The sequence below is a fragment of the Mesorhizobium sp. SEMIA396 genome, assembly GCF_024518615.1.
Taxonomy (GTDB): domain Bacteria; phylum Pseudomonadota; class Alphaproteobacteria; order Rhizobiales; family Rhizobiaceae; genus Mesorhizobium.
Genome location: NZ_JANIFC010000008.1, coordinates 352637 through 364834, shown reverse-complemented (window position 1 = coordinate 364834; position 12198 = coordinate 352637). Strand labels below are relative to the sequence as shown.

The window sequence follows — 12198 nt, the reverse complement described above, 5'->3', positions numbered from 1 at the left end:
TCAAGGCGACCGCCATCAAGGAACTGGTCGACACGACGGGCGCCGGCGATCTCTATGCCGCCGGCTTCCTGCATGGCTACACGCAAGGCCGCGACCTGCAGACTTGCGGCGACCTTGGCTCACTGGCAGCCGGATTGGTGATCCAGCAGATCGGCCCCAGGCCCCGTCAGAATTTGCGCCGCGAGGCCGAGCAGGCGGGGCTGACCATTCCGGACGTTCAAACGAGTTAGTGGCCTACCTTCCCGTTGTGCAGGCTATCTCGCCAGAAGCGCAATCACGGAATAGGGAAATCCTGATGTCGAACATGATGAAGGCGCTTGTGAAGGCCAAGGCCGAACCGGGCATCTGGATGGAAGAGGTGCCGGTGCCGGAAATCGGCCCCAACGACGTGCTGATCAAGATCAAGAAGACGGCGATCTGCGGCACCGACGTGCACATCTACAATTGGGACCAGTGGGCGCAGAAGACGGTGCCGGTGCCGATGGTGACGGGCCATGAATTCGTCGGCACCGTTGCCGATTTCGGCGCAGCGGTCACCGAATACAAGGTCGGCCAGCGTGTATCGGGCGAAGGCCACATCGTCTGCGGCCATTGCCGCAACTGTCGCGCCGGGCGAGGGCATCTGTGCCGCAACACACTCGGCGTCGGCGTCAACCGTCCAGGCGCCTTCGGCGAGTATCTGGCGATCCCGCAGCACAATGTTGTGCCGATCCCCGACGATGTGCCCGATGAGATTGCCGCGATCTTCGATCCCTTGGGCAATGCCGTCCACACCGCATTGTCCTTCGATCTGGTCGGCGAGGACGTGCTGGTGACTGGCGCCGGGCCGATCGGCATCATGGGCGCGCTCGTCGCCCAATGCGTCGGCGCGCGCAAAGTGGTCATCACTGACATCAACCCGGTGCGGCTGGCGCTAGCCAAGAAACTCGGCGTCCAGCATGTCGTCGACGCCTCGAAGGAGAAGCTGCGCGACGTCATGCCGGTGCTCGGCATGACCGAGGGGTTCGACGTCGGGCTCGAAATGTCAGGCGCCGCCCCCGCTTTCCGCGACATGATCGATGCCATGAACAATGGCGGCAAGATCGCCATTTTAGGCATCGCGCCGACCGGCTTCGAGATCGACTGGAACAAGGTCATTTTCAAGATGCTGCATCTCAAGGGCATCTATGGCCGCGAGATGTTCGAGACCTGGTACAAGATGATCGCGCTGGTGCAGGGCCCGCTGGATGTCTCCGGCCTGATCACCCACCGCATCGGCATCGACGATTTTCAGATCGGTTTCGATGCGATGAAGAGCGGCAGTTCCGGCAAGGTGGTGATGGACTGGTAGGGATTGCCTTGGCCGCTATTCAGGAAAAGCTGACGACAGCACCTCTGGTCCGCCGGACATTTTCCAACTAGGGGAACATGGCTGGGTGGAGAGCTATGGCTCCGCTACGTGCGCTCGCTAATCATATACGGCGACGTATCGCGGCCCACCCGGTGACGGTCGATGGGGCAATTCGCTTCAGTCGATGACGGAAACCCGGTGAACCGATGCTGAGGCCCCGACGCGATCGTCTATTTCCTATGATCTGCGATTGAGGTCGAGGTGTTGCCGCTTTCAGCGGGTAAGATGCGATAGACGACTTCCGGTACCCTTCCGGTCAGCGAAAAGGAAGGCAACGAGCCGCATTGCCTCAAGCAAAATGTTACCAATAGTGTCCTGTTCCAAAGGGGATGGACAGGTCGTGCCATTCCGGTTCGGGGGAAGGATGGCGCGGCTCAGCATGGCGACACGGTGAAGCGGCGATCGTGGAGCTTTATTGCGGCGTTGACAAGCGGCGCATTCTGGATGAGTTCGAGGCGGTAACCGGCTATTATTCGCAAGCGCGCGATCCGTCTTATGAACCGTCGTGAGCAGAGGCCGTCTGCGGGCAAGAGCCGCAGCCGCTGTTACGGCAGCGATGTCCGCGACGCGCTCATCGTGTTGTGGGAGGATTCGGAGCGGCTGGGTCCGCATCGACGCTCGCGGCGGCCAGCGCCGCCGGGCAGGAATGAGTTCGCAGTTCGCCGCTCGGTGCCAGCCCGCACCTTCGGCGATTGGAAAGATCCGCCGCCCGGCTTTGTTGAGCGCATTCGGGCACGTCTTCGTCAGGGAGCTTCGTGCAGACGATAGTGCTGACCGGATTGCCGCCGGCTGGACCGATTGCATTCCGCTCCGCACGCGCGACAGCGGCAATGTGATCATGGCGATCAAGCAGGCCCGCTCCCGGTTTCGCTGACCCTGTGCTGCTGTTTGCCGGCATCCGCCCGCACAGGAAGAGCTTGTAAAAGCGGTCGGTGCGGAAATCGAGGAGCCGTTGGTCGTCGATCTTCAGCCTGAACGCGGTCGTTTGCTGGTGCCGCAAATCGGCTGTTGCATGTACATCCCTGTCAGACGTCAGTTTTCCTCGCCTATTTTGGTGTCGAGCGCGAAGTGCTCCAACCAGATTGCAAGGCTTTTTGGAAATGAGAGCGGCTTTGCGCAGGGCGCTCCGTTGTTGAGCATTCAAGCTACCAAGCCAATGACGCGCAGGTTCCACCAGGCTCGCCAGCCTTGAAGGACAGCGAAAAAAGCAGAGCACGACAGACACAACAGTGCATCAGGACGCCGCAGTCGTTGAAGATGGTGCGCTGCATCCATACCGTGGATGCATTCGATCCAAATAATCGATTTGTTCAATCAGTTTCTCGAAAGCTAACCCTACCCTCTGTGGGAATCGGGCTCTGAGCCGCGACGCTGCCTTGCGAGCGCAGGGGCTGCACGTAGGAGAGATGATGCAACGAGAAATCGCACGCGGGTTGCTGGCCTCGTGGGTTCGCCGACCGGCGTATTTGAGCCCGTCAGTTGGTCCTCACCCGCGCCTATTGCCACCGAGCGACTTGCATGTCCCTCCGACTCGGACCAGTTCCGAGAGCTGCGACGAGTTGCGCGCCGTGTGCTCCGATCAGATGGCCGCCGGTGACGCGTTCGATGGGCCGTCCCTCTTCGAGAGGAGATGAAATGCGAACGCTGCTCGTGGATCATCATGCGGATCTTGCGCGCGCCATGCGACTTGCGCTCGGGGATGGCGGCTTCGTCGTTGATGTCGTTGGTACTCTGGAACTGGCTTCGAGTGCATTTTCTTGCGCCAGCTATGAAATTCTCCTGCTGGAATTGGCTCTGCCAGATGGCGATGGCTTGGGTTGGCTGAGGCAGTTGAGGACCCACGGGCATTCAGTTCCTGCCGTCATTATGAGCAGCCTTAACGATCTCGATAAGCGAATTGCGATCTTCAACGGTGGTGCGGACGACTTTCTGCTCAAACCCATCTCTACCGATGAGCTTATTGCCAGAATGAGAGCCATTCTGCGCCGGGCGACACAGATGACCGACCTGAGGCTCGTATTTGGCAATCTCGACTTTGATCCGGTCGCCCGCCAGGTTTTCGTTGATGGGCACCCAATGATGATCGCACGTCGCGAACTCTGTGTTCTAGAGCACCTGCTTAACCGGGCAGGCCGCATCGTGCCCCGTGCGCAATTGGAAGATCACCTCTATTCATTCAACGACGACGTGTCTGCCAACGCGCTTGAAGTCGGAATTTATCGTTTACGGGGACATCTGACCAGATCAGGTGCAACGCCACGGATCAAGACCATCCGAGGCATTGGTTACATCCTAGAATTGACTGACGCCTCGTCCGCATAGTTTGTCGAATCGAAAGAAGATCTATTTTGCTGATCCTTCAACATCCTTGCGCTGCGCTCAATTGGCGGGCGATCGCCAACAAGGTTACAAGACCTGCAGTGCCCCGTTACCTGGGCCATCTCCTCTGCGCGCTTATTGTGACTTTCCCACTTGGTGTCGCGGCGCAAAACAAGCAGGACAAAGGCCCGCCGCATGCGGCTTCGAATAGCATCAACGCCACGCTGACCCTTTCCTCTTCGCTCGGGGAGACCGTTCATCTGCCCGGGCCAGCCACGACCATCTTTGTTGCTGACCCCACGATCGCGGATTTTCAGGCGCCATCGAGCAAAACAATCTTCGTCTTTGGCAAGAAATCGGGGCGGACCAGCCTATTCGCCTTGGATGGCAATGGCGAGCCTCTCGCCGAATTGCGTATCGTTGTCACGCAACCGATCGGGGATTTACGCGCCATGTTGCGGGAGCAGGTCGGCGACTATCCCATCCGCGTCAACTATACGCCGCGCGGCGCAATCCTTAGCGGGACGGCGCCCGACGCAGAGGTCGCCGACACCGCAAAAAGAGTCACTGAGCAATATCTGGGCGACGGAGCGCAAGTCGTCAACAACATCAAGGTCGCTGGATCCCTGCAAGTTAACCTCAGCGTGCGCGTAGCCGAAGTCTCACGCAGCGCCATGAAGTCACTCGGCGTCAACTTGTCCGCCTTCGGTCAAATCGGCAATTTCAAAGTGGGCGTTCTAAGCGGAAGCGCTGCAAGCGCTGGGTCTGGTTCAACCCAGGGTGGCGGTACAGCAGAAATCGGATTCGACAACGGTGCCGTCAACGTCAGCGCGGTTCTCGACGCGCTCGCCAAGGAGCATATAGCTTCCGTCCTGGCTGAGCCGAACCTCACCGCTATGTCGGGTGAAAAGGCCAGCTTTCTCGCGGGCGGCGAATTTCCCATTCCTGTCCTGCAGGAAAACAGGCAGGTATCGGTTGAATTCCGTCACTTCGGCGTCAGTCTGGAATTTGTGCCGACAGTTCTCAGCAACAATCAAATCAACATTCACGTAACGCCCGAAGTCAGTGAACTGTCGACGCAAGGTGCCGTGCAAATCAACGGAATTTCCGTGCCGGCAGTTTCCACGCGCCGAGCCGATACGGTCGTCGAACTCGCCAGCGGCCAGAGCTTCGCAATCGGCGGTCTAATCAGGCGGAACGTCAACAATGATGTCAGGGCCTTTCCCTGGCTCGGAGAACTGGCGATCCTGGGACCGCTTTTTCGCTCGACCTCGTTTCAAAAAGAGGAGTCAGAACTGGTCATTCTAGTTACGCCTTACATTGTAAGACCAGGCTCCAACCCAAACCAGATGAGCGCACCGACCGAGCGGGCGGCACCGGCTTTGAACGGAGGGGGCGCTCCGACGAATTCCGTGACAAGTCCCCCGCGAGACCGCGCTGCTATCCGTGCGGGCGCGCCAAGCGCCCAGGGCGGTCTCGGCTTCATCATCGAATAGTGTCATCCAAAGATGTTGCGTTTTATAATCCTCTTTGTCGCTCTGGCACCAAGCGTAAGTGGCTGCACAAGCACTACGCCAGTTGATGTCGAACCATCGGCACCAATGCTTGTCCGAGAGGAGACCACCGTCCTGACGTTGCAAAGCCTGCGCGCTTCCGAACGGCAGCGTTTGCGTGTTTTCCTAGACAAGGCCAGTCGCGGCCGGTTCGATGCCATCCACCTCCTCATCAGCGGTTCGCCCCAGCTCAGCGCAGGGGTAGCCCATCAGGCCAGGCAGTTGGCAATCGAAGAAGACAACATTCAATTGCGCGATCAACACGACGCCGGCTCAGTGCGAATTGAGGCGATTGTCTATCACGCCCGTCCGCCGGTCTGTCCCTCATATGGTGCCTTACCCAATGAAGAATCCTTCAAACAGCCGCTTGGTTGTTCGACAGGACATAACCTGGCCGTGATGGTCAACGATCCGCGCGATCTGCTCGACAATCAGGCCGTCAAGGCCGGCGATGGCGATCGTGCTTCTGTACCAGTTGCAACTTACAGAACATTCGGGACGGATAAAGGTGGCTGATACCGCCCTTATCTCGGCAGCACTCCTACCGGAGATTGAAAGCTTCCAATCGCGTCCTGATCTAAAATAAAAGGAACCGCTGGATGCAATATAGGCGCTATATCGAGGGCCTTAGGGCCGTTGCTGTACTTCCGGTCGTACTCTTTCATTTCGGAATTTCGGCGATCCCGGGTGGCTTTAGCGGGGTCGATATCTTCTTCGTCATCTCCGGCTACCTAACCAGCGGAAGCCTCCTGGATGACCTTGAACGCGGCCAATTTTCCATCGTCAACTTCTACTGGCGCCGTGCCCGGCGCATTCTGCCGGCGCTCGTCTTTGTGATGCTTCTCACCTGCATTGCGGCATTGTTCATTCTTCTGCCACCGGATCTGCGCGGATTCAGTCTTAGCATCATAGCTACCTCGACCTTCTGGTCGAACGTTTTCTTCTGGAAAACGTCAAGTTACTTCTCTATCGATGCCGCGCTTCTACCACTGTTGCACACTTGGCCGCTTTCCGTAGCGGAGCAGTACTACATCTTCGCACCAATCCTGATGTTCCTAATCTATCGCTACATCGGGAAGCGCTGGCTGACGACACTTCTTCCGATAATTCTCTGCAGCTTCGTAGTGGCGGTGATGGCGACATCGCTGGCACCCACCGCCGGATTCTATCTGCTGCCGACCCGAATCTGGGAACTCATGTTGGGCGCCCTGCTCATGCTCAAATGCCCCTCGCCGCTGGGCAACCGATTCCTGATGGAGTCGGTGGGGGTGGCCGGATTTGGCCTTCTCGCCATCGGGTTCTTCGCGATTTCGGCGAGTGATCCGTTCCCAGGCTACAACGCCTTGTATCCATGCATCGGAACGGCCCTTCTGATCTATGTTGGCCAAAATACCCCCTCGACGGTCGCCACCCGCATGCTCGAAGTCAGGCCGCTGGTCTGGATTGGGCTCATCTCGTATTCGTTGTATCTTGTTCACTGGCCTCTCAATGCGTTCGCGCACTATCTTTCGTTCCAAAAACTCGATCCGTTGATGACCGGTGCGATGTTGGTGGCAAGCCTCGCATTGGCTGCATTCTCCTGGAAGTTTGTAGAGCAGCCGTTTCGACAGAAGAGGGCCTTCACCTCCCCGGGGCCTATCTTCGCCTTTTCAGCGCTCGCGATCGTTGTCCTTTGTGCCGGCGGAGCGGCGGGGGCGCTCGGCAACGGCTTTCCGCAACGGTTTCCGGACTATGTCCAGCGGCGCATTTCCGTCGGGGACTGGAGGAATGGCATCTGTTTCAACGAGGGCACCAGCCGGATCGAAAGCTGGAATATGGAGGATTGCACGCGCACCAGCGGTTTTCCAACAACGGTTTTTTTGTGGGGCGACTCCTTCGCCGCGCACTATGTTTCCGGCTTGGGTGCTAACATAAATCGATTGCAGGCGAACATCGTTGAATATACGTACGCCAGCTGCGCGCCGATACTCTATTACTACCCGTACGATCGTCTTGATTGTGTCCGGTTCAATCGCAAGGCCTTGGACGTCATCTTGGAAGCGGACATCAAGACGGTTATCCTCAGCGGTAGATGGAGTGACTATGAGGTCAGAGGTTTCGACGGTCTTCAGCAAACAATCGCTACGCTTCGTGCCCTGGGCGTGCGCGTGTTTGTCATCGGCCAGTCTCCGCAGTTCCCAACTGACGTCCGGAAAATTGCGTTCTTCGCCAAGCGCCAAAATCTGGACGATACGTCCTGGCCGATCGCGATGGACCCCGACGTCAACGAACGTGTGCGCTCATTTACCAAAGGCGCCACATTCATCGATCCGCTGAAATTCCTGTGCAGCGCAGGACGCTGCGCCTATTTCGATAGAGGAGAGTTTTTATATTTCGACTATGGTCATTTCTCTTCAGCCGGCGCCACACTGGCAATCTCGAAATACTGGCCGGCTTTTGGCAAGGACAATGCTCTTCCTAAGACGAAGTAGCGGCTCAGCGGCTGACAAGCACCAGTACGGGTCCCAGTGATAGCTCCTGCTTCCGCAGCAGCCGCGACGATGGAGCTGTTCAGGTTTAAGGCCCCCCGATAGTGACCTAGGATGGGTGCTGCCACGCGGCTCGGACTCAGCGTGCATTATCACGTAAATGTTGAGAGAATGAATGGCGCCGCGAAGGGCAATTCCAGCCGTCCAAAGCGACAGGCGTGTCGCGGCCTCGACATTGCAGTGGCGCTTACCTAACACGGCCTCACACTGCCCTCTAAACGGCCCCGAATTTGAACTGACGGCCCCTGGCCGGTTCATCGGGCAGGTCAAGGGCTAGGTGTAGTACACAGGGCTCATAACTTTCAGTTTCTAGTTGGTACGATGGGCCGTGGACGGTCGATGCAGACTTCAAGATGGCGAACGAAGCTCTCCATGCGTGCGTTGTCGAGGCAAGTGCCTTTGCCATGCTCGCGACTGGAGAGATTTCAAAATGAGCCTTGTAAGCGGAGAATGCCGCCGACGCTGTTCGGCTTGCTCGTGCCCTTGACGGCGGTAGGCTCGGCAGGGCCGAGGCCAGAGTTGCCGTAGTGGTCGTAATCGACCTCGGCTGTGACCGTGAAGCCGGGAACGACCATGTAGGCGACGTTTGCAGCCACACCAGCATCCTTGAGCTGATCACCCGAGACCTGAAGGTTGAACGAAGTTTTCTCGTCAAACTCGTAGGTGGCGCCCGCCCAGAAAGCCCACTGGCCGTTCCAGATTTTGTACGAGCCGCGCCCATGATTGGCAATTGCGCCGTTTGAGTCCTCGTTGAGACTGGCATTGGAACCGTAGCCGAAGAGTCCAAACAGCGACAGCTGGTTTGTGACAGCGACGTCGACGCGGATCTTGCCGGCAAAAGCTTCGTAATTGCTGTCATAAGCCGCGACGCCGGTGATCGAGCCCCAGCCTTGCGTGTATTTCAAGCCGGCGACAACGTGCGGAATATAGCTGTCGATAGTACCGGCTGAGCCCGATCCTTGTTCGAGCGAAATCACAGTCGAAATGCCGTTGCCGGCGTCGAAGTGGTACTGAGCCACGTTGGTGTCGAAGCCGGCCGACGGAACGAGCATACTATCGAGAACGTTGCCAGCGTAGCTTGCAAACGTATCGAAGGCCGACCCCTCCTTGCCAACTCGCAGGCCTCCCAGCTCGACCCAGGCAGAAGCCAGTGCGAGGCCGCTGTTGAAATCATAGTTCTGAGGACTGTCATGCGAGTTAGCGCTGTTGCCAAAATTCACCTGGGTTTCGGTATAGGTCGTCAACGCGCCGAGCTCGGTCTGCTGGCCGGTCCAAGTTTTGAACGTGAAGCGTGTGCTGTTTCGCCAAGTGCCTTGGTCCTCGCCAGTTCTCACGTCCGAGGTTCTTGCGCTGTCATACGATCGGACGTCACCCAGGCCGATATCGTAACGGACATAGCCGCCGATGCGCAGGCAGGTCTCGGTGTTGGGAATATAGGAATATCCCGAGCCGAGGACGTCGCAGATCTTGATGTACTCGGCCGGTTCCCGCTCGGCGCCAGCTGCTCGACCGACGGAAATGGTCATCAGAGCAGTTAAGCCGAGAAGAGGACTCTTGATGTACATGTCTAGATCTCCATGAAGGAATAAAAAGGATAGAGGCGAAAGAGCAAGCTTTTCCTCTAAATTTTGTGCGTGTTGTCTCCAATATGTGGACGCCAAAGCGCTTGACACGAGAGGTGAGCCAGCGTAAAAGCCACATGTACTTATAATAGTGTTTTCTGCTAGGAGATTCATTATCGTTTACATGTGAAACACTCCGGTCGGACCGCTGCAGCTCTCCGAATAGAGCAGCAAGCGACATGCCAACCTGAAGCGTAGATGCGGCCGACACCAAAATCGGGCCGACGCGCCTTCGTCTCGCTGGAATCACTTTTTTTGAGGGTCACTGCGAAAAGAAATGTGCGACACGGTTCGCCATGTTCGATATGTGACAGTCTCGTTTAACAGCGACGGCTTCCCGTCTGACCGCAACGGAGGCCGCGCCATCCGCTACCGAGAAGGATCACTGCGCGTACGCTCCGCAAGGGCTGCGCCAGGAACAGAGGGCGTGCACGTCCGAGGCGTCGCATGGTGGCCGCAGCACCTTTTCGCCGCTGTAAGTTCGCCGTGCAGGTACATTGCGCGGCCGGAAGCGAGAGGGAGCGCACCCTGAAACGGCTGCCTACGGCTCGCCTCGAGTAATTGGCGATGAACAGTATTCTCGAGAACTTAGTCTCGACGGAAAGAGCAACGAAAGGAAGCCGCTTGGACGAGCACGATCCGAAGGAAGAACCGATCGAGACCATTTTCCGCAACGGCACAATCACTGCCGTGGGTATCCTGCTTGCCTTTTCCCTCGGCTTCCTCACTCATTGGGCCGCGAACCCCTTGCCATGGCAACTCTACGATCTGTTCGCCGTAGTGCCGATCCTGCTCGGCATCGCACTGCAGATGAGAGCGCTGTCCATGCTGCTCGACATGAGTTCCTTGCGGCGCCCCATCTACGAACGCGCCAATCGCATTTTCATGGTCGGCCTCATCCAGACCGCGTGTGGCGTCGGCATGGCCATCTTGGTCGATCTTTTCGGGATATCGGTAGGGGGCACGCTGCCCGGCGCTTGACGACAAGCCACACCGCTCTTCGCTCGAAGCGACGTCAAGCCGGGGAACCTTGTGCACCCCCTAGCGGCGTCCTCCTTTCATCAAATGAGCCGACGTCAGCTTTAGAGCGTCTCGGTGGCTAAAGCCGGTATGGTTTTTCGGCCGGCAGGGAAGGCCGCTGGCTGGACCTGGATGGCGTCTGAACGAGGCTTGACAGGTCCGTTGCGTCGGACATGAATTTCGCATTGCAAAGTTCTTCCGCAGACGCCTCAAGCACACTGCACTGGCGTCACGTACTCAGACGTTGAATGCGGCACCGCACCATCACCTCAGGCGCAACCATGGCACGCGCGCTCCCCGGCGTGGTTGACCCCATCCTGTCCAAACGAGACTGCGACATAAGCGGGACGCACTGACTTAGGTCAGAGACCAGGACGAGCGCGCAACGAAAGAATGATGGATGAGCGACGTGGGATGACAGCTCCTTGCACACCTCAATCCTGACAAAGTACCGGGACCCCCGGCCGCCTTGGTATACCATCTATCCGACTGTGCCAGACTTCTCTGCGGCAGTTGGTGCTGACGATTATGAGGAATGGCTGGGGGGCCTCCCGGCCGACGAATCGGTGTCGCTCTATTTCCACATTCCGTTTTGCCGATCCATGTGCTGGTATTGCGGCTTCCCTACCGCGGTCATCCGTCGCAACGGCCCGATCCTTAATTATTTAGCGGTGCTGCGTCAGGAGATCAGTTTGGTGTCGGAGCAAGTGCGGCAAGGGCTGCCGGTGAGCGATGTGCATTTCGGCGGCGGAACGCCTCACCTTATCGGGCCAGCCGAGCACTTGGCGCTGATGGAATTTCTACGCCGCCACTTCGCTTTCAGCAAAACTGCTGCGATCGCCGTGGAGATCGATCCCCGAACGTTCACACCGGAAATGGCCGAAGCCCTGGCAGCTAACGGTGTCAACCGCGCGAGCATCGGATGCAGAGCTTTGATCCCGATGTGCAAAGGCGATCAATCGGATCCAGAGTAAGGTGCAGACGGCCGCTGCAGTCCAAAATCTCCGCCGGCATGGCGTTGGCCATATCAACTTCGACCTCATCTTCGGTCTACCGAAACAGACTGTGCAGTCCTGCATCCAGACCGCGATGGCTGCGGTCGCCATGCGCCCCAACCGGCTTGCGGTGTTCGGATACGCGCATATTCCTTCCGTGATAAAGAATCAGCGCCTAATCGAGCAGGCAGGTCTACCGGACGGCGATCTTCGCGCCGAACAGGCTGCAACTGTCGCCGAGACACTGGTTGGCGCTGGCTACCGGGAGATCGGGCTCGATCATTTCGCTCCGCCGGACGACGAACTTGCGCTAGCGCCAGAAGACCGGGCGCCTACGGCGTAATTCGCTGGGATACTCGGCCGATACTTGCAAAACGTGATCGGCTTCGGCGCGTCGGCTATTGGCCGAGTCCGCGAGGGGTATGTTCAGAACGAAGTAACACGGGATTCTTACGCCCGGCACATCGCAAGTGGACGTCTGGCGACATCAAAGGGTCACCGTCTGACCGACGATGACCGGGTGCGCGCAGCGATCATCGAGCGACTGATGTGCGATTTGGAGGCCGACGTGCCGACCATCTGTGCCGCCCACGAAATCGAACCAGCTCGTTTTCTCGATTCAGTTGAGAGTTTGGTGACGCTGGCTGAGGAGGGGATCCTGGACGTCGAAAACGGCTTCATCCGCGTGCGGCCGGAGCACCGCTTTGTTGTTCGCGCCGTTGCTGCTGCATTCGATGCTTTTCTCGCGAATCGATGAGTTGAGGCCACGAC

The 12198-nt window shown here is 58.1% G+C and carries 9 protein-coding genes and 1 pseudogene; 9 read left to right on the top strand and 1 reads right to left on the bottom strand.

Translation table 11 applies throughout. From position 1 onward, the window contains the following. From NP503_RS21105 to NP503_RS21075, 7 genes are all read left to right on the top strand, one after another. On the top strand, nt 1-230 hold a 230-nt coding region (locus tag NP503_RS21105), incomplete at its 5' end, for a PfkB family carbohydrate kinase (RefSeq protein ID WP_245465948.1). 65 nt (nt 231-295) lie between these two features. Beyond that, on the top strand, nt 296-1330 hold the full coding sequence (gene tdh, locus NP503_RS21100) for an L-threonine 3-dehydrogenase (protein ID WP_127268537.1): 1035 nt from the start codon (nt 296-298) through the stop codon (nt 1328-1330). A gap of 706 nt (nt 1331-2036) precedes the next feature. After that, a complete protein-coding gene (locus tag NP503_RS21095) occupies nt 2037-2264 on the top strand; it encodes a hypothetical protein (protein WP_372958889.1) in 228 nt (75 codons plus the stop codon). Nucleotides 2265-3025: 761 nt separating this feature from the next. Continuing rightward, on the top strand, nt 3026-3712 hold the full coding sequence (locus tag NP503_RS21090; RefSeq protein ID WP_063169262.1) for a response regulator transcription factor: 687 nt from the start codon (nt 3026-3028) through the stop codon (nt 3710-3712). A 26-nt stretch (nt 3713-3738) separates the two neighbouring features. Next, the gene (locus tag NP503_RS21085) at nt 3739-5205 is read left to right on the top strand and encodes a type II and III secretion system protein family protein (protein ID WP_082826566.1); all 1467 of its coding nucleotides are present in this window, start codon (nt 3739-3741) and stop codon (nt 5203-5205) included. A gap of 12 nt (nt 5206-5217) precedes the next feature. Continuing rightward, nucleotides 5218-5778, top strand: coding sequence for a CpaD family pilus assembly lipoprotein (locus NP503_RS21080; RefSeq protein WP_063169261.1), 561 nt, complete (start codon nt 5218-5220; stop codon nt 5776-5778). A gap of 83 nt (nt 5779-5861) precedes the next feature. Continuing rightward, nucleotides 5862-7733: an acyltransferase family protein gene (locus NP503_RS21075; RefSeq protein WP_127213821.1), complete on the top strand. Its 1872-nt coding sequence runs from the start codon at nt 5862-5864 to the stop codon at nt 7731-7733. Between the two features lie 482 nt (nt 7734-8215). On the opposite strand, the gene NP503_RS21070 is transcribed toward NP503_RS21075, so the two are convergent. After that, a complete protein-coding gene (locus NP503_RS21070; RefSeq protein WP_127213822.1) occupies nt 8216-9355 on the bottom strand; it encodes a porin in 1140 nt (379 codons plus the stop codon). A 681-nt stretch (nt 9356-10036) separates the two neighbouring features. Between NP503_RS21070 and NP503_RS21065 the strand changes: the two genes are divergently transcribed. Together NP503_RS21065 and hemN are read left to right on the top strand one after the other, a co-directional pair. Beyond that, nucleotides 10037-10393 (top strand): hypothetical protein, encoded by a 357-nt coding sequence (locus tag NP503_RS21065; RefSeq protein ID WP_024505577.1) that lies wholly within the window; start codon nt 10037-10039, stop codon nt 10391-10393. A gap of 464 nt (nt 10394-10857) precedes the next feature. Further along, nucleotides 10858-12184: pseudogene (gene hemN / locus NP503_RS21060) on the top strand (oxygen-independent coproporphyrinogen III oxidase). Nucleotides 12185-12198: the final 14 nt, after the last annotated feature.